This window comes from Aurantimonas sp. A2-1-M11 (assembly GCF_036549475.1).
GTDB lineage: Bacteria > Pseudomonadota > Alphaproteobacteria > Rhizobiales > Rhizobiaceae > Aurantimonas.
In genome coordinates this window covers 1-22,574 of sequence record NZ_JAZHLI010000013.1, presented here as the reverse complement: position 1 = coordinate 22,574, position 22,574 = coordinate 1, and the positions used below count along the sequence as shown (strand labels likewise).

The 22,574-nt window shown below is 65.9% G+C and carries 21 protein-coding genes, 1 tRNA gene and 1 pseudogene; 13 read left to right on the top strand and 10 right to left on the bottom strand.

The window, feature by feature from the left end; genetic code table 11:
• Nucleotides 1-2: 2 nt before the first annotated feature.
• Nucleotides 3-1,259, bottom strand: coding sequence for a tyrosine--tRNA ligase (gene tyrS, locus VQ042_RS08305; protein WP_331817437.1), 1,257 nt, complete (start codon nucleotides 1,257-1,259; stop codon nucleotides 3-5).
• Between the two features lie 104 nt (nucleotides 1,260-1,363).
• Here tyrS and VQ042_RS08300 point away from each other — a divergent pair, with 104 nt between their 5' ends.
• Nucleotides 1,364-2,536, top strand: a complete 1,173-nt coding sequence (locus VQ042_RS08300) for an anhydro-N-acetylmuramic acid kinase (protein WP_331817435.1) — start codon at nucleotides 1,364-1,366, stop codon at nucleotides 2,534-2,536.
• A gap of 39 nt (nucleotides 2,537-2,575) precedes the next feature.
• Here the strand turns inward: VQ042_RS08300 and VQ042_RS08295 are convergent, their stop codons facing one another.
• Entirely contained in the window at nucleotides 2,576-3,250 is a 675-nt protein-coding gene (locus VQ042_RS08295) for an alpha/beta hydrolase (protein ID WP_331817433.1), read from the bottom strand.
• A gap of 188 nt (nucleotides 3,251-3,438) precedes the next feature.
• On the opposite strand from VQ042_RS08295, the gene VQ042_RS08290 reads away from it, so the two are divergent.
• The 9 genes from VQ042_RS08290 to sufA all read left to right on the top strand — a co-directional run bounded on the left by VQ042_RS08290 (nucleotide 3,439) and on the right by sufA (nucleotide 11,391).
• Nucleotides 3,439-4,626, top strand: a complete 1,188-nt coding sequence (locus VQ042_RS08290; protein ID WP_331817431.1) for a cysteine desulfurase family protein — start codon at nucleotides 3,439-3,441, stop codon at nucleotides 4,624-4,626.
• Between the two features lie 133 nt (nucleotides 4,627-4,759).
• Nucleotides 4,760-6,283 (top strand): Fe-S cluster assembly protein SufB, encoded by a 1,524-nt coding sequence (gene sufB, locus VQ042_RS08285; protein ID WP_331817429.1) that lies wholly within the window; start codon nucleotides 4,760-4,762, stop codon nucleotides 6,281-6,283.
• Nucleotides 6,280-6,597 carry an antibiotic biosynthesis monooxygenase family protein gene (locus VQ042_RS08280; RefSeq protein ID WP_331817427.1) on the top strand — a complete coding sequence of 106 codons (318 nt, stop codon included), beginning with the start codon at nucleotides 6,280-6,282 and terminating at the stop codon, nucleotides 6,595-6,597. The genes sufB and VQ042_RS08280 overlap by 4 nt, the downstream gene beginning before the upstream one ends.
• Nucleotides 6,598-6,611: 14 nt before the next feature.
• The gene (sufC, locus tag VQ042_RS08275; RefSeq protein WP_331817425.1) at nucleotides 6,612-7,367 is read left to right on the top strand and encodes a Fe-S cluster assembly ATPase SufC; all 756 of its coding nucleotides are present in this window, start codon (nucleotides 6,612-6,614) and stop codon (nucleotides 7,365-7,367) included.
• Between the two features lie 2 nt (nucleotides 7,368-7,369).
• A complete protein-coding gene (sufD, locus tag VQ042_RS08270; protein WP_331817423.1) occupies nucleotides 7,370-8,623 on the top strand; it encodes a Fe-S cluster assembly protein SufD in 1,254 nt (417 codons plus the stop codon).
• A 110-nt stretch (nucleotides 8,624-8,733) separates the two neighbouring features.
• Nucleotides 8,734-9,969 carry a cysteine desulfurase gene (locus VQ042_RS08265; protein ID WP_331818217.1) on the top strand — a complete coding sequence of 412 codons (1,236 nt, stop codon included), beginning with the start codon at nucleotides 8,734-8,736 and terminating at the stop codon, nucleotides 9,967-9,969.
• Nucleotides 9,970-10,116: 147 nt separating this feature from the next.
• Complete coding sequence (locus tag VQ042_RS08260) at nucleotides 10,117-10,470, top strand: SUF system Fe-S cluster assembly protein (RefSeq protein ID WP_442880059.1); 354 nt, start codon at nucleotides 10,117-10,119, stop codon at nucleotides 10,468-10,470.
• Nucleotides 10,471-10,480: 10 nt separating this feature from the next.
• A complete protein-coding gene (locus tag VQ042_RS08255) occupies nucleotides 10,481-10,900 on the top strand; it encodes a VOC family protein (protein ID WP_331817419.1) in 420 nt (139 codons plus the stop codon).
• Between the two features lie 113 nt (nucleotides 10,901-11,013).
• Nucleotides 11,014-11,391, top strand: a complete 378-nt coding sequence (sufA, locus tag VQ042_RS08250; RefSeq protein WP_331817417.1) for a Fe-S cluster assembly scaffold SufA — start codon at nucleotides 11,014-11,016, stop codon at nucleotides 11,389-11,391.
• 227 nt (nucleotides 11,392-11,618) lie between these two features.
• Here sufA and mazG read toward each other — a convergent pair whose 3' ends face one another.
• The 8 genes and pseudogenes from mazG to VQ042_RS08210 form a co-directional block, all read right to left on the bottom strand.
• The gene (mazG, locus tag VQ042_RS08245; RefSeq protein WP_331817415.1) at nucleotides 11,619-12,476 is read right to left on the bottom strand and encodes a nucleoside triphosphate pyrophosphohydrolase; all 858 of its coding nucleotides are present in this window, start codon (nucleotides 12,474-12,476) and stop codon (nucleotides 11,619-11,621) included.
• A gap of 283 nt (nucleotides 12,477-12,759) precedes the next feature.
• Nucleotides 12,760-13,572 carry an MBL fold metallo-hydrolase gene (locus tag VQ042_RS08240; RefSeq protein ID WP_331817413.1) on the bottom strand — a complete coding sequence of 271 codons (813 nt, stop codon included), beginning with the start codon at nucleotides 13,570-13,572 and terminating at the stop codon, nucleotides 12,760-12,762.
• Nucleotides 13,573-13,584: 12 nt separating this feature from the next.
• Nucleotides 13,585-14,379, bottom strand: coding sequence for a TatD family hydrolase (locus tag VQ042_RS08235; protein WP_331818215.1), 795 nt, complete (start codon nucleotides 14,377-14,379; stop codon nucleotides 13,585-13,587).
• Nucleotides 14,379-15,944 (bottom strand): annotated as a pseudogene (gene metG, locus VQ042_RS08230) (methionine--tRNA ligase); the annotation flags it as partial. The pseudogene metG and the gene VQ042_RS08235, both read right to left, overlap by 1 nt.
• 89 nt (nucleotides 15,945-16,033) lie before the next feature.
• On the bottom strand, nucleotides 16,034-17,092 hold the full coding sequence (locus VQ042_RS08225; RefSeq protein WP_331817411.1) for a DNA polymerase III subunit delta': 1,059 nt from the start codon (nucleotides 17,090-17,092) through the stop codon (nucleotides 16,034-16,036).
• A complete protein-coding gene (gene tmk, locus VQ042_RS08220; protein ID WP_331817409.1) occupies nucleotides 17,089-17,772 on the bottom strand; it encodes a dTMP kinase in 684 nt (227 codons plus the stop codon). The genes VQ042_RS08225 and tmk overlap by 4 nt, the downstream gene beginning before the upstream one ends.
• 19 nt (nucleotides 17,773-17,791) lie before the next feature.
• The gene (locus VQ042_RS08215; protein WP_331817407.1) at nucleotides 17,792-18,988 is read right to left on the bottom strand and encodes a D-alanyl-D-alanine carboxypeptidase family protein; all 1,197 of its coding nucleotides are present in this window, start codon (nucleotides 18,986-18,988) and stop codon (nucleotides 17,792-17,794) included.
• A gap of 211 nt (nucleotides 18,989-19,199) precedes the next feature.
• A complete protein-coding gene (locus VQ042_RS08210; protein ID WP_331817405.1) occupies nucleotides 19,200-20,255 on the bottom strand; it encodes a septal ring lytic transglycosylase RlpA family protein in 1,056 nt (351 codons plus the stop codon).
• Nucleotides 20,256-21,081: 826 nt separating this feature from the next.
• On the opposite strand from VQ042_RS08210, the gene VQ042_RS08205 reads away from it, so the two are divergent.
• The 3 genes from VQ042_RS08205 to VQ042_RS08195 all read left to right on the top strand — a co-directional run bounded on the left by VQ042_RS08205 (nucleotide 21,082) and on the right by VQ042_RS08195 (nucleotide 22,382).
• Nucleotides 21,082-21,819: a Crp/Fnr family transcriptional regulator gene (locus VQ042_RS08205; RefSeq protein ID WP_331817403.1), complete on the top strand. Its 738-nt coding sequence runs from the start codon at nucleotides 21,082-21,084 to the stop codon at nucleotides 21,817-21,819.
• 64 nt (nucleotides 21,820-21,883) lie between these two features.
• Nucleotides 21,884-22,147 carry a DUF6894 family protein gene (locus VQ042_RS08200; protein WP_331817401.1) on the top strand — a complete coding sequence of 88 codons (264 nt, stop codon included), beginning with the start codon at nucleotides 21,884-21,886 and terminating at the stop codon, nucleotides 22,145-22,147.
• Between the two features lie 145 nt (nucleotides 22,148-22,292).
• A tRNA-Ser gene (locus VQ042_RS08195) sits at nucleotides 22,293-22,382 on the top strand.
• Nucleotides 22,383-22,574: the final 192 nt, after the last annotated feature.

Here is a 22,574-nt window from a genome sequence, read left to right as displayed (position 1 = left end):
GCTCATCCGCCGGCTGGGCGCACCAGCACATGCTTCTTGCGCCCGACCGACAGCTTGACGACACCCTGCACCAACGCGTCGGTGCCGACGGTCAGGCGCTCGTCCGTCACCGGCGCATCGTTGACCCGCACTGCGCCGCCCTTGACGTGGCGGCGCGCTTCGCCGTTCGACCCGGCAAGTCCGGCCGACACCAGCAGCGAGAGAAGGCCGATACCGTCCGCCACCGAGGCCGCCGGGACCTCGATGGTCGGCAGGCTCTCGGCCAGGGCGCCTTCCTCGAAGGTCTTGCGCGCGGTCTCGGCCGCCGCCTCGGCCGTTTCGCGGCCGTGCAGCATCGTCGTCACCTCGTTGGCGAGGATCTTCTTGGCGTCGTTGATCTCTGACCCGCCCAGCGCTTCCAACCGCGCGATCTCGTCCATCGGCAGGGTGGTGTAGAGTTTCAGGAAGCGACCGACATCGGCATCCTCGGTGTTGCGCCAGTACTGCCAGAAATCATAGGCGCTGAGCATGTCGTCGTTGAGCCAGATCGCGCCGGAGGCGGTCTTGCCCATCTTCGCGCCCGAGGACGTGGTCAGCAGCGGCGAGGTCAGGGCGTAGAGCTCCGCGCCCTCCATGCGCCGGCCGAGATCGATGCCGTTGACGATGTTGCCCCACTGGTCCGACCCGCCCATCTGCAGCCGGCAGCCCGTCAGCTTGTAGAGCTCGACATAGTCGTAGGCCTGCAGGATCATGTAGTTAAATTCGAGGAAGGAAAGCGACTGCTCGCGATCGAGCCGCAGCTTGACCGAATCGAAGGACAGCATCCGGTTGACGGAGAAATGCCGGCCCACATCGCGCAGGAACGGGACATATTGCAGCCCGAGCAGCCAGTCGGCATTGTCGACCATCACCGCGTCGGTGGGCCCGTCGCCGAAGCGGATATAGGGCTGGAACGAGCGCTTGATGCCGGCGAGATTGGCCGCGATCGTGTCCTGCGTCTGCAGCTTGCGTGCCTCGTCCTTGAAGGACGGATCGCCGATCATGCCGGTCCCGCCACCCATCAGCGCGATCGGCCGGTGCCCGGTCTGCTGCATCCAGTGCAGCATCATGATCTGCATCAGCGACCCGACATGCAGGCTGGCGGCCGTGGGGTCGAAACCGATATAGCCGGTGACGGTCTCGGTGCGGAACAACGCGTCGAGGCCGTTGTCGTCCGATGTCTGGTGGATGAAGCCGCGCTCGGCGAGCGTCGCCATGAACTCGGACTTGAAGCGGGTCATGGAATGATGATCCTGTCGTTTCGTCGCTGGAGCGCCGGGCGCTCCGCAAGGTGTGGGGTGCGGTTTATCAGCCCTGCGCGAGATTTCCAGTTGTGGAGCCGAATTTGCGCCAACCGAAGCTGCGCCGCGCCATCGGCCTGATGAGCGGCACCTCGCTGGACGGCATCGACGTGGCGCTGGTCGACACCGATGGAGACGCGCAGGTCGATCGCGGACCAGCCCGTGTCTACGCCTATGACGCCGCCTTCCGGGACCGTCTGGCCGCTGCCCTGGAATCGGCCAAGGGGATCCGTCAGCGGGCCGAGCGTCCCGGCGACATCGCGGCGCTGGAGGTCGAACTGACGCGCCGCCATGCTGATGCGGTGGACCGCTTCCTGCACGATTGCGCCATCGACAGGGCGAGCATCGACGTCGTCGGCTTCCACGGGCAGACGATCCTGCATCGTCCGGCCGAGGCGCTGACGATCCAGATCGGCCGCGGTGACCTCCTCGCCGACCGGCTCGGCCTGCCGGTGGTCCACGACATGCGCGCGGCCGACATGCTGGCCGGCGGGCAGGGGGCCCCGCTGGTGCCTGCCTATCATGCCGCGCTCGCCCGCAGCCTGCCCGCGGATCGCCGGACCTATCCCGTGGTCTTCGTCAATATCGGCGGGATCTCGAACGTCACCTGGCTCGACGGAACGAGCGATCCGGTCGCCTTCGATTCCGGTCCGGGCAATGCGCTTCTGGACCAGTGGCTGCAGCGCGAGGCGGGCATTCCCTATGACCAGAATGGCGCCGTCGCCAGCGAAGGGGGCATCCTGGAGACCATGGCCGAGCGCTATCTGGCGTCGCCATTCTTCGCCAGGCCGGCACCGAAATCCCTCGACCGGTTCGACTTTCCGGTGCCGCCGGGGGGCAGCGGTGCACTGGAAGATGTCGCGCGCACGCTCTGCTACATCAGCGCCGCAGCGATCCTGAAATCGGCCGACCATTTCCCGGCAGCGCCGAAGCTCTGGATCATCTGCGGCGGCGGGCGTCACCATCCCGCGATCATGGCCGACCTGAAGGCCGGCGCCGCAAGCGATGCGGCGGTCGTGTCCGCAGAAGACGCCGGCTTCGACGGCGATGCCATGGAGGCGGAGGCCTGGGGCTATCTGGCGGTGCGATCGCTCGATGGCCGGCCGCTCACCTGGCCGACCACGACTGGCTGCCGCCAGGCGACATGCGGCGGCGTGCTGGCCATGCCGGGCACGCCCCGCAGCACGAAAGCCGGGGGCGCGCGGCGACAATCCTGACGCGGACCGGCCTGACTTGGACCGGATCCTGGCAGGCCGTTAGCGCAGGCGCTTGGGCCGCGGATCGCTCAGCTCGCCGGCAAGCCGCCGGTCGAGATAGTCCGAGCATTCGGTGATGAGCTCGTCCGTGTGCTCGCTGTAGAAGTGGTTCGCCCCTTCCATCGTCTTCTGGGTGATGACGATGCCCTTCTGGGTCTTCAGCTTGTCGACGAGGGTCTGCACATCCTTCGGCGGTGCCACCCGGTCCTTGTCGCCATGGATGATCAGGCCCGAGGACGGGCAGGGGGCGAGGAAGGAGAAATCGTAGGAGTTCGGCTGCGGCGAGATCGAGAAGAACCCCTCGATCTCCGGACGGCGCATGAGAAGCTGCATGCCGATCCACGAGCCGAAGGAATAGCCGGCGACCCAGCACTGCTTGGAATCGGGATGCAGGCTCTGGACCCAGTCGAGGGCCGATGCCGCGTCCGACAATTCGCCCGAGCCATGGTCGAACTCGCCCTGGCTGCGGCCGATGCCGCGAAAATTGAAGCGCAGTGTCGTAAAACCGCGCTCCACGAACATGTAGAAGAGCTTGTAGACGATCTGGTTGTTCATCGTACCGCCGAAGCGCGGATGCGGGTGCAGCACGATCGCGATCGGGGCGTTCTTCTCCTTGGCGGCCTGATAACGGCCTTCCAGGCGGCCGGCAGGGCCATTGAAGATCACTTCGGGCATAATAATGTTCCTTGGCGAGCGGAATGGCTCGACTGGACCGACTTGACGAAGCCGAAGTGGCCTCGTAGGGTCCAGTTTAGAATGATTCAAAACTACGGGGCGTCTGTCAGGCGTCTTGTAGTCCGGGCTCCGCCAAAAATTCAAGATTTTTGCACATTGCGCCCCGGACCGAACCGTTGCGAGAGGCAATGAGCAGAGGCGAGCGTCTCTATCTGGACCACAATGCCAGCGCTCCGCTGCTGCCTGAGGCGCGCGCAGCGCTGGTGGCGTCGCTCGATGCCGCCAATCCGTCCTCTGTTCACAGCGAAGGCCGCAGGGCCCGGGCGTTGGTCGAAAATGCCCGTGACGAACTGGCACGGCTTCTGTCCTGCAATCGGGAGCACGTCACCTTCACCAGCGGCGCCAGCGAAGCTGCGACGACCTGCCTGTCGCCGCGCTGGCTGGTGGATGGTGCGGAGACGCGCATGTCGCGGCTCGCGGTCATCGACACCGACCATCCCTGCATCCGGGACGGCGCCAGCTTTGACCCGGGCACCGTGACCCGGCTGCCGGTGGACGGCAACGGGCTGGTGAACTGCGAAGCACTGGCGGCATGGGCCGATGGAACGGAAGAGGGCACGACCGGTCTTCTGGCGCTGACCCTGGCCAATTCCGAGACTGGTGTCCTGCAGCCCATGGACCGCATCCTTGCGGCGATCGCCGGGCAGCCGGTGCGTCTCGTGATTGATGCCGTCCAGGTGATCGGCCGGACGGCGTTCGACTTCGCTTCGAGCGGCGCCGATGCGGCCTTCGTCTCCGGGCACAAATTCGGTGCGGCCAAGGGGGTCGGCGCGCTCATCCTGAGCAATCCCGCTACCCGGCCGTTCCCGCTGGTCCGCGGCGGCGGCCAGGAAAGCGGCCGTCGTGCCGGCACGACGGCCGTTCCGGCGATCGCAAGCCTGGGCGCGGCGGCGCGCCATGTACGTGCCCGGCTCGAACAGGCTCCCGACGAATTGATGGCGCTGCGCCGGCATCTGGAAGCAGAGCTGACCGCGCGCGTTTCGGGGGGAACGATCCTCGGTGGCCGCGTGCCGCGCCTGCCCAATACGGTCGCCATTGCGTCGCCCGGCCTGCGCGGCGAAACCGCCCAGATCGGTCTCGATCTCGCCGGACTGGCCGTTTCGGCCGGATCGGCCTGCTCGTCGGGCAAGGTTGGCCGCAGCCACGTGGTCGACGCGATGGTGGCAGGCGGCCTCGACATTTCTGCCGATGACGGTGCCATCCGCGTCAGCTTCGGCTATGAGACCACCATCGCCGATCTCGATCGCTTCGTTCGCGAATATGCCGCACTGGCGGAACGCGCGGCCCCGACGGCGCGGGAGCCCCGCGCCGCGTGACGATACGAGTTCGCATGACATGGGATACGCCCTAAAAACTGGGGCGCTTCGTTGCTATCTACACCGCGCGGCCGGTCTCTCCGGCGGCGCGCCGACCACCGGACCTTGAATCCGGCGAGTATGGAGAATCGGAATGCCAGCAGTTCAGGAAACCATCGATCAGGTCCGCAAGATCGATGTCGATCAGTACAAATACGGATTCGAGACGCTCATCGAGATGGATGTGGCGCCCAAGGGTCTCAACGAGGACATCATCCGGCTGATCTCCGCCAAGAAGGACGAGCCGCAGTGGATGCTGGACTGGCGTCTGGAGGCCTTCGAGCGCTGGAAGACGATGGAGAGCCCGTCCTGGGCACGCCTCGACTATCCCGAGATCGATTTCCAGGACATCCACTACTACGCCGCACCGAAATCCATGTCAGGGCCGGCCTCGCTCGACGAGGTGGATCCCGAAATCCTTCGGACCTACGAGAAGCTGGGGATCCCGCTGCGCGAGCAGGAAATGCTGGCGGGCGTCGTGAAGCCGGCGGCCGCGCCGACGTATGACGACGACGGCAACGAGGTCGCGCCGACCGAGCGCCGCGTGGCGGTCGACGCCGTCTTCGATTCGGTCTCGGTCGCCACCACCTTCAAGAAGGAACTCGAGAAGGCCGGCGTGATCTTCATGCCGATCTCCGAGGCGATCCGCGAACACCCGGAACTGGTCAAGAAATATCTCGGCTCGGTCGTCCCGGTGTCCGACAACTTCTTCGCCACGATGAACTCCGCGGTCTTCACCGACGGGTCCTTCGTCTACGTGCCCAAGGGCGTGCGCTGCCCGATGGAGCTGTCGACCTATTTCCGGATCAACGAGAAGAACACCGGCCAGTTCGAGCGCACGCTGATCATCGCCGACGAGGGCTCTTACGTCTCCTATCTGGAAGGCTGCACCGCGCCCCAGCGCGACGAGAATCAGCTCCATGCGGCGGTGGTCGAACTGATCGCCCTCGACGACGCCGAGATCAAATATTCGACGGTCCAGAACTGGTATCCCGGAGACAAGGACGGCAAGGGCGGCATCTACAATTTCGTCACCAAGCGGGGCGATTGCCGCGGCAAGAACTCTCGCATTTCCTGGACGCAGGTCGAGACCGGCTCGGCGATCACTTGGAAGTACCCGTCCTGCATCCTGCGCGGCGACAATTCCCGCGGCGAGTTCTACTCGATCGCCGTCTCCAACGGTCGCCAGCAGATCGACAGCGGCACCAAGATGATCCATCTGGGCAAGAACACCACCAGCCGCATCATCTCCAAGGGCATCTCGGCCGGCAATTCCAACAACACCTATCGCGGCCTGGTCTCGGCCAACCGCAAGGCGGCCAATGCCCGCAACTTCACCCAGTGCGACTCGCTTCTGATCGGCAACGACTGCGGCGCGCACACCGTGCCCTATATCGAGGTGAAGAACGCCACCGCGCAGTTCGAGCATGAGGCGACCACGTCGAAGATCTCGGACGACCAGCTGTTCTACTGCATGCAGCGCGGCATCCCCGAGGAAGAAGCCGTGGCACTGATCGTCAACGGCTTCGTCAAGGACGTGATCCAGCAACTCCCGATGGAGTTCGCCGTCGAGGCGCAGAAACTGATCGGCATCAGCCTCGAAGGCTCGGTGGGATGATCAAGCGGATCTGGCATGGATACACGACGCCGGAGAACGCCGAAACGTACGAATCGATCCTTCGCTCGGAGGTGATCAAGGGCATCGAAGGCAAGGCCATTCCCGGGTTCCGCCGCATCGAGGTGTTGCGTCGCCCGCTTGCCGACGAGGTCGAGTTCGTCACCATCATGGAGTTCGATTCCATCGACAACGTGAAGGCCTTTGTCGGCGATGACCACGAGCGCAGCTACGTCCCCGACGAGGCGCGGCGCGTCCTGAAGCGGTTCGACAAATGCTCGCAACACTATGAATTGCGCGACACGCGCAGCTACTGATCGCAGGAACTGACATGCTTGAAATCAAGAACCTTCACGCCCGCGTGGCCGACGACGAGACCGAGATCCTGCGCGGCGTCAATCTGACCGTGCAGGACGGCGAGGTCGCGGCGATCATGGGGCCCAACGGCTCCGGCAAGTCGACGCTGTCCTATATCCTGGCCGGCCGCGACGACTACGATGTCACGGAGGGCGACATCATCTACAACGGCGAGTCGATCCTGGAGATGGACCCGGCCGAGCGCGCCTCCTCCGGCGTCTTCCTGGCCTTCCAGTATCCGCTGGAGATCCCGGGCGTCGCCACGATGACCTTCCTGAAGACGGCGCTGAACTCCCAGCGTAAGGCGCGCGGCGAGGGCGAACTGACCACGCCCGACTTCATGCGCCGGGTGAAGGCGGCGGCGGCCGACCTGAAGATCGATGCGGCGATGCTCAAGCGTCCGCTCAATGTCGGCTTTTCTGGCGGCGAGAAGAAGCGCGCCGAGATCCTGCAGATGGCGCTGCTGGAGCCCAGGCTCTGCGTCATGGACGAGACCGATTCCGGCCTCGACATCGACGCGCTGAAGATCGTCTCCGACGGCGTCAACGCGCTGCGCTCGCCCGAGCGGTCGTTCCTGATCATCACCCATTACCAGCGCCTGCTCGACTACATCGTGCCGGATTCGGTCCACGTCCTCTACAGGGGGCAGATCATCAAGACGGGCGACAAGGATCTGGCGCTGCAGCTTGAGAATGAAGGCTACGGCCAGCTGATCGACGAGGCCGCCTGATCATGACGGTGCATCAGCTCAGAACCAGAAGTCCGGCCGAGGCGGCGCTGCTCGAAAGCGCCGAACGGGCCGGCAACGTCGGGTCGGCGGCGGCGTCCGCCATTGACGCATTGCGCCGCGAAGGCCTGCCGAACCGGCGCACCGAGGCGTGGCATTATACGGACCTGCGGGGCCTCATGGGCCGCCTGCCGGGCGCCGAGGCCGGGGCCGTTGAAGCAACGCGGGACCAGGACGCGGCGCTTCTCGCGCCGCTCCTGCACAACAGCCATGTCGTCGAGATGAGCGCCCCCGAGGCGACCGGCACGGTCGAGGGCGTGCGCATCACGGCGCTGGACGAGGCTGCTGACTGGAACCGTTCGCCGAACCATCTGGACCGGCCGATCGACACCGTCCGCCTCGTGAATGCCGCCTTCGGTGCGCCGGGCGTTGCGGTCGATGTGGCTGCCGACACGGCGCTGGCCGCGCCGATCGAGTTGCGCTCCGGCACCGGGGACCGGGGCCACGGCTTTGCCCGTTGCAGGGTCGGCGAACGCGCCAGGGCGACGTTTGTCGAACGGATCGAAGGCAATTCCACCGGCACACCGTCGACCGGCGTGTCGCATCTGGTGATCGCCGATGGGGCCGAGGTGCTCTGGATCATCGATCAGGCGAAAGGGCCGTCGGCTGCCCATCTGGGCCAGCTCAACGTGACCGTCGGGGCCGATGCGGTGTTCAAGCTCTTCGTCCTGAACAGCGGCGGCGCGCTGGTGCGCAACGAGGTGCATGTCGAATCGATCGGCGAGAACAGCGAGATCCGCATTCGCGGCGTGAACCTCCTCAGCGAGGGCCAGCATGTCGACGTGACCACGACGCTGCGCCATCAGGTGCCCAACACCACCGCCACGGAGACCTTCCGGAACGTGGTCATGGGCGGGCATGGCGTATTCCAGGGCATGATCAAGGTCGCCAAGGACGCCCAGAAGACCGACGCCAAGATGGCGTGCAACACGCTGCTTCTGTCGGAGAACGGCGACTTCTCGGCCAAGCCCGAGCTTGAGATCTTCGCCGACGACGTGCAGTGCGGACACGGAGCCACCGCCGGCGAGATCAACGCCGATCACCTGTTCTACCTGATGTCCCGCGGCATTCCGGAGAAGCCGGCACGGGCATTGCTCGTGAAGGCCTTCGTCGCGGAAGTCGTCGAGGAACTGGAAGACGAGGCGGCCGGGGACGCGCTGATGGAGCGCATCGACGCCTGGCTGACCCAGCAGCGATAATGCCGCTCTGGCGGGTGCGCCGGCATGTCCGGCCGCACCCGTCCCCCTCCTCGGCCCAGCCGAGGCGAAACGCGCGCAAACGGAGTTCCTGAGCCATGAAGGCTGACGTGATGGCTGCCGCCGGTCCCGCCTACGACATCGACGCCATCCGGCGCGATTTCCCGATCCTGTCGAAGGAAGTCTACGGCAAGCCGCTGGTCTATCTCGACAACGGCGCATCGGCCCAGAAGCCGCGGGCGATGCTCGACGCGGTCCAGAAGGCGTATTCGGAGGACTATTCCAACGTCCATCGTGGCCTGCATTTCCTGTCCAACAAGGCGACGGAGGAGTTCGAGGCGGCCCGCGGCAAGGTGTCGGACTTCCTGAACGCCGGGAGCGCCGAGGAGATCGTCTTCACCCGTTCGGCCACCGAGGCGATCAACCTGGTGGCCTATGGCTACGGCATGAACGAGATCGGGGAGGGCGACGAGATCGTCCTGACGATCATGGAGCACCACTCCAACATCGTCCCCTGGCATTTCATTCGCGAGAAGAAGGGCGCCAGGCTGGTCTTCGTGCCGGTCGCGGAAGATGGCTCCATCGACGTGGCGGCCTTCGAGCGTGCGATCACGCCGCGCACCAAAATGATCGCCACGACCCACATGTCCAATGTCCTGGGGACCGTGGTCGATGTGAAGGCGGTCTGCGCGATGGCGCATGCCAAGGGCATTCCGGTGCTCGTCGACGGCAGCCAGGCAGCCGTGCATCTGCCGGTCGATGTCCAGGATCTGGACTGCGATTTCTATGTGTTCACGGGACACAAGGTCTACGGCCCCACCGGGATCGGCATCCTCTACGGCAAGCGCGAGATGCTGGAGCGCACGCAGCCCTTCAACGGCGGCGGCGAAATGATCGTCGAGGTGACAGAGGACACGGTCACCTACAACGCCCCGCCGCATCGCTTCGAGGCGGGCACGCCACCCATCGTCCAGGCGATCGGGCTCGGCGCGTCGCTGGACTACATGAACGGCATCGGGCGCGAGGCCATTGCGACTCATGAGGAAACGTTGCGCGACTACGCCCATGAGCGATTGCGCGCAGTGAATTCCTTGCGCATCTATGGCGACGCGCCAGGGAAGGGGGCCATCGTCTCCTTCGACCTTGAGGGGATACACGCCCACGACGTCTCGATGGTCATCGACCGCGAAGGCATCGCGGTCCGCGCCGGCACCCATTGCGCCCAGCCGCTCTTGAAGCGTTTCGGGGCGACCTCCACATGCCGGGCGTCCTTTGGTATGTATAATACGACCTACGAGATCGACCGCCTGGCCGAGGCGCTCGAAAAGGCGAGGCGGTTCTTCGCCTGAACGAGTCCGCCGCAAGACTGAATTCGAAGGCATTGACCCGCAGGATCGCGACCGCGCGAGACCGGGAGATGCCGCAGGGATGAGCGCATGACTGATCAAGCCGACCCCAAGCCCGCAGCGGACGACACGGCGGCCGCCAACGTTGCCATGGCGTCCGGCGACGGTGGCACGCAGTCGGCGATCCCGGCCGAGGAGCTCACGCGCCTCACCGATGACATCGTCGGCGCCCTGAAGACCGTCTACGATCCGGAAATTCCGGCCGACATCTACGAACTCGGCCTGATCTACAAGATCGACATCGACGACGAGCGCAATGTCGACGTCCAGATGACGCTGACCGCACCGGGCTGCCCGGTCGCCGGCGAGATGCCGATCTGGGTGGAGAATGCCGTCAGTTCCGTGGACGGCGTCGGCCAGGTTCGCGTCGACCTCGTCTTCGATCCGCCCTGGACACCCGAGCGGATGAGCGAAGAGGCGCAGGTCGCCGTCGGCTGGTTCTGACGCCGCGGCGATGGCACCGCCTCTGTCCGGATTGCTGGAGACCTGCCTCTATGTCGACGACATGGCGCGGTCCCGGTCGTTCTACACGTCCGTCCTCGGACTGGCGCCGCTGTTCGAGGAAGACCGTATCTGTGTCTTCCGGCTGCCGGACGGCACCGTCCTGATCCTGTTTGCCCGTGGATCGACGCTGGAGCCTGTCGTCATGCCGGACGGCACGATCCCGCCGCATGACGGGCAGGGGCCGATCCATTTCGCCCTCGCAATACCCGAGGGCTCGGTGGAGGAATGGCGCCGGCATCTGGATGATTGCGGCGTGGCGGTGGAGAGCGAGGTTGAATGGTCGCGGGGCCGCGGGCACAGCCTGTATTTCCGCGACCCCGACGGCCATGCCGCCGAACTTGCCACCGGCGAACTCTGGTCGCGGTCCTGAGCGGCCGGTGGCGAGCGACACCGCCGACGCAGCCTTCGCCTTGTGGCGCCTCGCGGAACGCCCCATCTTTCTGCTAGTGTCCGCGTGACGGAATTTCTCGAAAGGAGGCTGCCATGAGCCGCTTCACCGTGATGAGCATGACCGATGCCGCCGCCGAACGGGTCAAGGCGATCACGTCGAGCAAGGGCGCGGACGCGCTCGGGCTGCGGATCGGCATCAAGAAGGGCGGCTGCGCGGGCATGGAATACACCATCGATCTGGCGACCGAGGCCCAGCCGAACGAGGACCTGATCGAGAAGGACGGCGCCAGGGTGCTGGTGGCGCCGGAAGCTGTGCTCTTCCTGCTGGGCACCGAAATGGATTACGAGGAGACCGTTCTGCGGTCCGGCTTCACCTTCCGCAATCCCAATCAGACCTCGGCCTGCGGCTGCGGCGAATCCGTCGAGCTGAAGCAGGCCGACCTCGCTGCGCTTGCGGGGCAGCCGGGATGATCGCTCACCGCCGGGCCTGAGCGGCCCGGTCGGCGCGCCGGTCCTGCGCGGTCCGGACGCAAGCGAACCCGGACCGCATGTCCGGCGGGCAGGGTGCCCATGCCGGATCAAGTTCACCGCCTATCCCATCGCCGTGAGATCGACCTCGCCCGAGCCCTGTCTCGGCGCTCTGCACAGTTCATCCATACCGCGCCAACGGTAGTCGCCAGGGATCAGGTGACCGCCGGCTACTTGCGGGTCTTGGCCGCGACCCAGAGCGCTTCCATTTCGTCGAGACCGGCGGTATCCAGCGAGCGTCCTGTCGCCGCAAGCTCCTGTTCGATATAGCGGAACCGGCCCCGGAACTTGCGCACGCAGCGCCGTAGCGCAGCTTCCGGATCGATCTCGTGATAGCGCGCCAGATTGACGGCACTGAACAAAAGGTCGCCGATCTCGCCCTCCAGCGCATCGCGATCGCCGCTGTCCGCAGCCTCGGCGACTTCGTCGATCTCCTCGTTGATCTTGCCGACGATCGGCTCCGGCCGGTCCCAGTCGAACCCGACCTTCGCGGCCTTCTGCTGCACCTTCAGCGCCAAGGTCAGCGCGGGAAATCCGGACGGCACGCCATCGAGATGCCCGGTTTGGGCCGCGTCGGCCCCACCGCCGCCGGCATCGGATCGCATGAGCGCGACGGATGCGGTCTTCGCGCGCAAGGCCGCGCGCTCGGCCTTTTCCTCCGCCTTGATGCGGTCCCATTGGCCCTTGGCCGAGCCTGCAGACCGCGCAACGGCATCGCCGAAGACATGCGGATGGCGTCGGATCATCTTTCGGGTAATGCCCTCGACCACGTCGTCGAAGCCGAAATGGCCGGCCTCGGCCGCCAGCTGCGCGTGATAGACGACCTGCAGCAGGAGATCGCCCAGTTCCTCGCGCAGATCGACCGCGTCGTTCCGCTCGATGGCGTCGGCGACCTCGTAGGCTTCCTCGATCGTATAGGGCGCGATCGTCGCAAAATCCTGCTCGACATCCCACGGGCATCCCGAGACCGGATCGCGCAGCGCCGCCATGATTTCGACTAGGCGGGCCACGTCGTTTGATGGCGTCATGTCAAAACTCCGAAGCGCTCATGCGGATCGCTTCCGCTTAGCCGCGAGCGTGCGCCGAGGGAAGGGCCGCGGATCGGTGTGTCGGAGACACATTCGCGACAGTTCCAGCCACTGCGACAACCACACCAATGTCTGCACCCCATATCAGAAAGTTGCATAAGATAGATTATGGAACCAGATATGTGAGACCGCGGGGGCCTGCTGCCGTGCGTGGACGTGCAGAACGCTCCCGCTGGCCTGAGATCCGAGATTGCGATGCCGCTCCTAGCCGAGGGTCCCGGGCTCAGTCTTCGAGCGGCCATTCCAGCGTCAGGCCGTCATGACCCGGGCGCACATGGTCCGGCAGCTCGCGGCAGAGCGTGTCGTAGTCCAGCGGAGTGTGCATGTGGGTCAGCGTCGCGCCGGGAACGCCGAGGCGTGCGATCCAGTCGAGCGCCTGCGCCACCGACAGGTGGCTGGGATGCGTCCGGTACTGGAGCGCGTCGATGACAATGTGGCGCGCGCCGGAGATCGCGGCGATCGCCGGCGCGCGAAAGTCGCTGACGTCGCTGCAATAGGCCAGCGGTCCGACCCGGTAGCCCAGCGAGTGGATCGAGCCGTGTTCCTGCCGGAACGGCGCGAATGTCAGCGTCCCGCCGGCACCGTCGACGGTGAAGCGTTCGCCGTCGCTGATCTCGACATGCCGTGCGATGGGCGGATAGGCGCTGCCCGCCGGTGTCTCGTAGCAGTAGCGGAACGCGTCCAGCACCCGCACATGGGTCGCGCTGTCGGCATGGACCGGGATCCGCGACTTCTGGGTCAGCATGTACCCGCGCAGATCGTCCAGACCGTGAATATGGTCGGCATGCGGATGCGTCAGGACCACGGCGTCCAGATGTCGGACGCCGGCCATCAGCATCTGCTCGCGAAAGTCCGGGCCGCAATCGATGGCGACGACGGTACGGCCCTGGCTTCCGATGCGCTCGATCAGCGCCGATGACCGCATGCGGCGGTTCTTCGGGTTGGTCGGATCGCATGCGCCCCAATCGCCATTGATGCGCGGAACGCCCGGCGACGAAGCGCAGCCCAGTATGGTCAGCCGTAGCGTGTCGCTCACCCGCGTCTCCGATTAAGCCGGTCTCGGATCGGAAATTTTGGCGAACAGCGCAAAGAAATTGTCCGACGTCTGGCCCGCGATGGTCGCCAGATCGACGCCCTTCGTCTCCGCCAGAACCTCGGCGGTATGGCGAACATAAGCCGGCTCATTGCGCTTGCCACGATACGGCGGCGGCGCGAGATACGGCGCGTCGGTTTCCACCAGCAGCCGCTCCATCGGGACGTCGGCGGCGATGGCGCGGATCTCTTCGGACTTCTTGAAGGCCAGGATGCCGGAAAACGAGACGTAACCGCCGAGCGCCACGCCGACTTCGGCGAGGCGGCGCCCCGAGGAAAAGCAATGGAGGATGAAGGGGAACGTCCCCTTCCCGCTTTCGTCCTCGAGGATACGGATCATGTCCTCGTCCGCGTCGCGCGCGTGGATCACCAGCGGCAGGCCGGTTTCGCGCGCCGCGGCAATGTGCCGGCGGAACACCGTCTCCTGGATGTTGCGCGGCGCCTTGTCGTAGAAATAGTCGAGCCCAGCCTCGCCGATGGCGACGATCCGCTCGTCCTGCGACAGTCGCACCAGCGTCTCAACGCTGGTGTCCGGCTCGGCCGCGGCATTGTGCGGATGCGTGCCGACCGAAGCGAAGACTTCCTCGTGATCGCGCGTGATCGCCCTCAGCGTCTCGATCTTGGAGACGAAGGTCGAGATCGTTACGAACAGGCCAACCCCCTCGTTCTTCGCGCGGGCAATCAGCTCCGAGCGATCGTCGGCGAAATCGGGAAAGTCCAGGTGGCAGTGACTGTCGACGAGAAAGGGCATCATGATGCGGCGTCGTCCACCTCGACGAAACGCGGGAAGATCGCCTGCGGCGCGGGCAGGTCGTGGCCGGCGACGAGCCGAACGTCCGGCGTCAGTTCGGTGAAGGTACGGGCGTCCGGGCCGATGCCGAGAATGTCGAGCAGCTTGCCCGCGCTCTCCGGCATGAAGGGCTGCAGCAGGATGGCCACGCGGCGCAGGATTTCGGCCGTGACGAACAGCACCGTCTCCATGCGGGCCGGATCGCTCTTGCGTAGCGCCCAGGGCTCCTGCCCTGCGAAATAGCGGTTCGCCTCGCTGACGACGGCGATGATCGCGGCCAGCACGCCGTGCAACTCCTGGCGGTCGATCAGGGGCCGGATCTTCGGCAGGAGATCGTCCGCCGCCGTCAGGATCGCGGTGTCCGTTTCGGCAAAGGCGCCGGGCGTCGGAACCTTGGCGCCGCAATGCTTGGCCACCATCGACAGCGAACGCTGCGCCAGATTGCCGAGATCGTTGGCGAGCTCGGAGTTGGTGCGGTTGACGATCGCCTCATGGGAGTAATTGCCGTCCTGGCCGAACGGGACCTCGCGCAGCAGGAAATAGCGCAGGCGGTCGAGACCGTAGACCTCGACCAGCGCGTCCGGATCGATGACGTTGCCGACCGACTTCGACATCTTCTCCCCGCGGTTGAACAGGAAGCCGTGGGCGTAGACCCGGCGCGGCAGCGGCAGGCCGGCGGACATCAGGAAGGCCGGCCAGTAGACCGTGTGGAACCGGACGATGTCCTTGCCGATGACGTGCAGGTCCGCCGGCCAGTAGGGCGAGCGCTCGCCCTCCTGCGGAAACCCGGTGGCGGTCAGATAGTTGGTCAGCGCATCGACCCACACATACATGACGTGCTTCTCGTCGCCGGGCACGGGAATGCCCCAGTCGAATGTGGTGCGCGAGATCGACAGGTCCCTCAGGCCCGAGCGCACGAAAGACATGACCTCGTTGCGACGTTCGGACGGGCCGATGAAATCCGGATTGTCTTCGTACAGCGCCAGCAGCCGGTCCTGAAATTCCGACAGCTTGAAGAAATAGCTTTCCTCCGCCACCCATTCGACCGGCGAACCCTGCGGGCCGTAGCGCTTGCCGTCCTCGCGCAGCTCGGTCTCGTCCTCGCCGTAATAGGCCTCGTCGCGAACCGAATACCAGCCGGAATAGGCGTCCTTGTAGATGTCCCCGGCGGCAGCCATCTTGGTCCAGATCGCCTGGCAAGCGGCCACGTGCCGGTCTTCGCTGGTCCGGATGAAGTCGTCATTGGTGCCGCCGAGAGTGGCGGCCATCTTCTCGAACTCGGCGGAATTGCGCCGGGCCAGTTCGGCCGGGCTGACGCCCTGCTCCCGCGCACTCTGCAACATCTTGATGCCGTGCTCGTCGGTGCCGGTCAGGAAGAACACGTCGTAGCCGTCGAGTCGCTTGAACCGCGCCAGGGCGTCGGTCGCGATGAACTCGTAGGCGTGACCGATATGCGGACGACCATTCGGGTAGGAGATCGCGGTGGTCAGGTAGAAGCGTTCGGCCATGGGGCTGTCGTCAAACTCCGTACGATAGGCGACGTGGTCCGTGCGACATAGTGCATTGCCGGCGGGGGCTCAATCGACCGGGGGGCAAAACCTGCCGCGGTGGAGGCTCAGGCGGCCCTCGCCGTCGCGCGGCAGCGATAGAACCGGTCGAACAGGGTCAGCAACGCCTGCTTGCGGTCGAGATTGTAGGCCGCCGCTTCGCGCAGCCTGGCGGTCTCGTCCTGCCACAGCGCCGCAAGCGCGGCTGCGCCCGCGCCGTCGCCTGCATCCAGGCACGCTTCGCTCGCTTCCGCCGTCGCCGACAGGAGCGCGGCGATCAGGAATTCGTAGGCCTGCTCCCGCCCCTTCTGAGTCAGGGTGTCGGCCATGGAATGGATGGTGTTCCAGTCCGGCCTGTCCGCGGCGACAAGGGTCTGCAGCGACTGGCGGATCTCGATTCCCCCATGGGCAATCAGCGAGATGGCCTGCCGCACGCTGCCTTCGCTGAGCGCCGCCGCGGCGACGATCTCCTCACGGCCGGCGCCTGGCAGCGCCGCCGCGACCGCCGCCGCCAGCGCATCGTTGCCGAGAGGGTCGAAGCGCAGAGTGCGGCAGCGCGACCGGATGGTCGGCAGGAGCCGGCCGGGCGCGTGGTTCATGATCAGGAAGACCGAGCGTGCCGGTGGTTCCTCCAGGATCTTCAGGAGCGCATTGGCTGCGCTGCGGTTCATGTCGTCCGCCGGGTCGATGATGGCGACGCGCCAGCTCGCCTGCGCGCCGGTGGCCTGGAAGAACCGGTTGAGCTTTCTCACCCCCTCGACGGTGATCTGGGTGCGGAAACCGGTCCCCTTCTCGACCGGCGGCCGGGTAAGATGGACAAGGCCGGGAAAGGTGCCGAGCGCGATCTGGCGCATCACCGGATCCGACGGATCGAAGGCCGGCGGCTCGGTGCGGTCGTCCCCTCGGGTCGAAAGGAGGTGGCGGGCGAAGGCGAAGGCGGTCGTTGCCTTGCCGACACCGCGCGGCCCCTGGAACAGCCAGGCATGGTGCAGCCGCCCTGCCCGTTCCGCGGCCACCAGCTCGCCATATTCGGTCCGGTGGCCGACAAGGGCCGGTGTGGCGGACGGTGGCGGAACCCCGTCGAAATCGTCGTGGCTGACCGGAAGCTCCAACGCCACGTCGCTCATCGGCCGGTCTTTCCCGCCCCCAGCGACTGGCCGAGAGCCTCAAGACGCGCCGCGCCCAGGCGATCGTCGACCAGTGCGCCGATCTCTTCGGCCACGGTCTCCTCGTCCTGCGTCCCGTCCACGACGACGCAGCGCTCCGGCATGTCCTCGGCCAGTTTCAGGAAGGCCTGCCGGCGCCGCTCGTGCAGTGCCTCGTCCTCCTTCTCGAAGCGGTCCGGCGAATGGTCGGAGCGGCGCTGGCGCGCCCGCTCGACGCCGATGCTTGCCGGCACGTCCAGGATGATCGTCAGGTTCGGCAGAAGATCGCCCAGGGCAGCGCGTTCCAACGCGTCCATGGTACCGGGATCGAGGTCCGAATCCAGGAACTGATAGACGCGGGTGGAATCGTGGAACCGGTCGCAGAGGACGATCTTGCCTGCCTCGAGCGCCGGGCGGATCAGCGTATCCACGTGGTCGGCGCGCGCGGCGGCAAACAGCATGGCTTCGACCTCGACACCGAGCCGCTCCGCGGCGCCGGACAGGATCACGTGCCGCAACGCATTCGCACCGGGCGATCCGCCGGGCTCGCGGGTCGTGACGACCTCCTGGCCCTCGGCGCGCAGGTGGTTGGCGAGGCGGGCAATCTGGGTCGTCTTGCCGCTGCCCTCGCCGCCCTCGAATGTGATGAAGTATCGGGTCAAATGCGGTCCGCGTCGAAGGTCAGAACTGCCGGAGCCAGCCGACGGCCAGTTCCCTGACCGCGCCGAGCGCGCGGTCGGTGAAGCTTCCGGCAGCCACCGCATGGGCGGCGTGGAGATCGCGCGAAAGCACCGGCTCTCCTTCTACCAGAATGTCCAGCGAGGCAACGGCCTGGCCTTCCGCGATCGGCGCGAGCAGCGGCTCCAGATAGCGGATCTGCAGGCTGACGAGCTCCGGCGCATCGGCGGGCAGCAAGGCCTCGACCGGCTCGCGCGCAGCCAGCGCGACACTGCCCGAAACACCCCCGAAGACATTGGCCGAGCCGACGATCTCATCGGCCGGAAACAGAGTTTCCGTCGCGAAGGAGTCCTTGGCCCAGAGCAGCAGCTTCCGGGCTTCCGTCGCCCGGTCGCGCGCGGTCTCCGTGCCGCTGATCGCCACGAAGGTGACGCGTCCCGCGTCGCGCGTCGCGCCGACGAGACTGTAGCCCGACGCTTCGGTGAAGCCGGTCTCGATCCCGTCCGCGCCGATATCCATCGACAGCAGGGGATTGCGATTGCGCTGGAAGATCTTGTTCCACTCGAAGGCCGGCTCGGCATAGATCGCGTAGAGTGCGGGATAGGTCGAGCGGATGTGCCGGGCCAGCGTGATCAGGTCGCGGGCGGTGACATACTGGTCGTCCGCCGGCAGGCCGGTCGGGTTGGCAAAGCGCGAATTGATCATGCCGAGTTCCCGCGCCCGGGCGTTCATGCGTTCGGCGAAGGCCGCCTCCGAGCCTTCCATCCCCTCGGCGATGACGATCGCCGCGTCGTTGGCCGACTGGATGATGGCGCCGCGTATCAGCGCCGAGACCGGCACCTGCGACTTCAGTTCGGCGAACATGGTGGACGTGCGCGAGGGCGCGCCGCCCGTCCGCCAGGCATGCTCGCTGACCGGAAACTCGGTGTCGAGGGACAGCGAGCCGTCCGTGATCGCCGCGAAGACGATTTCCATCGTCATCATCTTGGCGAGCGAGGCCGGCGGGAACGGCGCGTCGGCATTCTTGGAGAACAGCACCGTGCCGGTCTTGCCGTCGACCAGCAGCGCTTCGCGCGCCGTGGTCTCGATGCGCGGAACGGCGTCGTCTGCCTGGGAAAAGGCACGATCGCTCATTCCTGCCAGCGGCAGCACCAGGCTGGCGACGAACAGGATGGTCTTGAACGAAAATGCGTCTGTCATCGGTGTCCAGCTTGCGTGCCGGCGGGGGAATCCGCGGGCACTGGAAGTGGCCGGACTGTAGGCCGGTGCCGGAGGCCTTCGCAACCGGTCCGCCGGTGCATTCGTCCAGCCGGGTTGCAAAGCCGGTACCGGGCAAGGACTGGGCCACAGCCGGGAAGCTCCGCTACGCAGCCACCGCGGCATGGCGGAAGCGTCTCCGCTGACGGTCGCCTCAGTCGCGGACGACGAAGGCATCCTCGGCGCCCACCTGCCACAGCCGGCGCAGCAGCGCGTCCGTGTCGACGTCGCGATCGACGACGAGCGTCGCGGCAAGGCCAGCCTCGCCGGGGACACCGTCTTCGACGAGGCGGCCGTGACCGAGAACGACGCTGCGAACCCGCGCGGCGAGATCGCCGGCGATGGTCCCGATGGCGATGCGCTCGGGTTCGGCATCGATCGCCGCCGACAGGGCATCGCCGGCGCCGCCGCCGGACGGTACCGGGGCGTAGGAACTGGTGAATGACGAAAGGCCGTCCAACGGCAGCAGCCGGCGCAGGTCGAAGCCCTGGCCCGACCCGGCTCCCCTGCCCTCGCTCTCGCCCACCATCGGACGGACGCCGGGCAGCCCGGCCTGTGCACCATAGGCCGTCACGCTGGCACCGATGCCCCGCTGCGGCCCGATCGCCCCCTCGGCCGATGCGACCATGATCGTGTCGCCATAGGGCTCGCTGCCCGGGGCCGGCTCGTAGCTCGCCATCAGCATCTGGGTGTCGTCGCCCTCCAGCGGCGCGCGGCCGACATAGTCGACCTTCACCTCGGCGGTCCCGGCATTCTGGAAATCGAGCAGATCCGCCGCAACGGCGGACAGGTCGATCTCGCGGCCATGGGCGAACGGACCGCGATCGTTGACGCGGACCATCACGCGGCTGCCGTTCTCCAGATTGGTGACCATGGCGTAGGACGGCAGCGGAAAGGTCTTATGCGCCGCCGACAGGCCATGCATGTCGTAGACTTCGCCATTGGCGGTCAGGCGGCCATGGAAGTTCGGTCCGTACCAGGACGCGGTTCCGGTCTTCGAATAGCCCGGGTCGTCCTTGGGATAGTACCATTTGCCGCGCACCTTGTAGGGCTTGCCGACCTGCGAGCGACCGCCGCCCTTGGGTACGCGCTTGGCAGTCGTGACGCGCGGACTGGCCGGCACGCCGAAGGTGCGGGAATCGAACTTCACCGTGGTACTGATGTCGGCAAGTTCCTCGACCGGCGACTGCGCCCCCGTGCAGCCCGCCATAAACATCCCGGACGAAACGACCAGACCTGTTATCAGCCCGTCTCGTTTCAGTCTCGCAGCGGCAATGCCCATGCTGCGCCCCTTCCATTCACTCGATACACAGCAGGGTACACCTGATCGGCAGCCCCGGCACCTGTGCCCCCATGCAGGCTGGACCTTACCAAAGACTGAACTCCTCGGGCAAACCGGCAGAGAGCCCAGAGTGGTTTCCGCGGACTGGATCCGGCTTGACTTGTCATGGCGCACGGCGCAGCGCTCATCGCACTTGCGGCCGGATGACCGCCCGCTCCAAGAGCGACCCGTACCGGCGCCGATGCTCGCGAAATGCCCCTAACGCGTTGACTCCGAACAGCCGCGCATCGTCTGGCTGGTGACTGCGCGGACGCCATCTCATGTGTACGCGACCGCCTTTTCCGGTACGAAACGCCACAATCCCGCCATAGTCGGACCGGCATCGCGAGCGCATCATCGTAAGTTCACGAATTGTTACAGTCACGCCTTGGCGTCCGGTCGACCATCGGACCTCGGCCTTGGCAAAAACCCGCCGGTTTGTTGCTGGATGCGCAACTCGCGATCCGCGAGGGACGGCGTGCCTCGACCGTCCCACATTGTCGATGCCGCAATGTTCCCGCGCAACGCCTGCAGCGGGCCGACGCTGACCTTTGTGATTTGCGGGGCGACGGCGCCGAGCAGTCCGTCCTGTCATGCCGAGAGCCGGCTGATCATGGCAAACAGGGGCGACGCTGCGAACGCTCATCCATTCAGGCGAGATCGGAACAGGACGCGGGTGCAGTCGTTGGGTTACTCGTCGACAACGGAGACCTGCATGCTCGCAAGCCTGGGACACGCCGATATTCTCATCCGGAGGCTCGAGCGTTCTTCCGGGCTGAGCGCCTCTGACCTGCAGGATCTTCATATGTTGCCCGCCATTGTGCGGGAGTACGGAAGAAACGAGACGATCAGCCACGAAGGCGACCGCGTCGAGCATTGCTTGCTCGTTCTCGAAGGGTACGTCGCCCGGTTCCAGGACACCCGGGACGGCAGGCGCCAGATCCTCTCCTTCTATGTGCCCGGCGACATTCCGGATCTCCAGACGCTGCATCTGCCCACAATGGATCACAGCGTAGCCAGCATCACCCCCGCTACGCTCGCCAAGATTCCGCACGCGGCCATTCTGGATCTGTGCGATCGCAACCGCATCGCAGCGGCTGCGCTCTGGCGGGAAACGCTGATTGATGCGTCGATCTCCCGCACATGGGTGCGCTGCGTTGGCCGGTTGCCGGCACATGCCCGTATCGCCCACATCCTGTGCGAACTCTATACCAGGCTCGATGCCGTGGGCCTGGCGGAAGACCCCATCCGCATGCCGATCACCCAGGAGCAGTTTGCCGACGCGATGGGTCTGAGCATCGTTCAGGTCAATCGGACCCTGCGTGACCTCCGCGAGGAAGGGCTGATCACCGTTCAGAAGCGGGAGATGATCGTGCATGATCTGACGCGGCTGCAGAAGGTCGCGCAGTTTGATCCCCTCTATTTGCACCTTGATCCCGCCCTGCGCAGGTAGTCCTGGATCATTTCTTTCGCCCTGCCGGCTCGAAACGGGCGCCGGAACGTTACGGACGACCGCAATGCATCGGCTGGAGACATTGATGCCCCTCTATTTCTTCGACGTCCAGGATCGGGACGCGTTCATCGAAGACGATATCGGCTTTGAATGCGCAAACCGGGAAGCTGTGCGCAACACCGCACTCGAGGCACTTCCCGACATGGCGAGGGGTCTGGATCCCGAAGGCAGACAGCATACGATCACGGTGACCGCGCGCGACGAGGCCGGCAGGTACGTCTTCCGGGCATCGCTGACCATGGAGGCGGGCTGGCTGGAAGAAAGTTGACGGCGCGGGTGCCCCGGTCGGCCAGCTTGACCTTGCGATCCGGCAGGCGGTAAAGCCAGCGCGCATGACCGCTCGACGGCAAGCCGGCAGCCAAGGCCGTTTCGGCCAACCGCAACCCCGTGGCATGCCAGCGAGATCGAGGCACGGATGGGTGGCCGAGCGGTTGAAGGCACCGGTCTTGAAAACCGGCGTGCGGGAGACCGTACCGTGGGTTCGAATCCCACCCCATCCGCCACTTGCCCATCGCTAACCCGAGACGAGGTCCCTGACGGTGCCTTTTTTCTTTTTGTTGCAAAGGGGTTTAGCGAGGCCATCGGTCGTGTCCCCACAGGTGGTGTAGCTCGGCGATAGCGTCGCCAATCTCGTCCGCGCCTTTCATCGCGCTGTAGGACGAGATTGGCGGCGCGGTGGTCACCAGCGGTTTCCG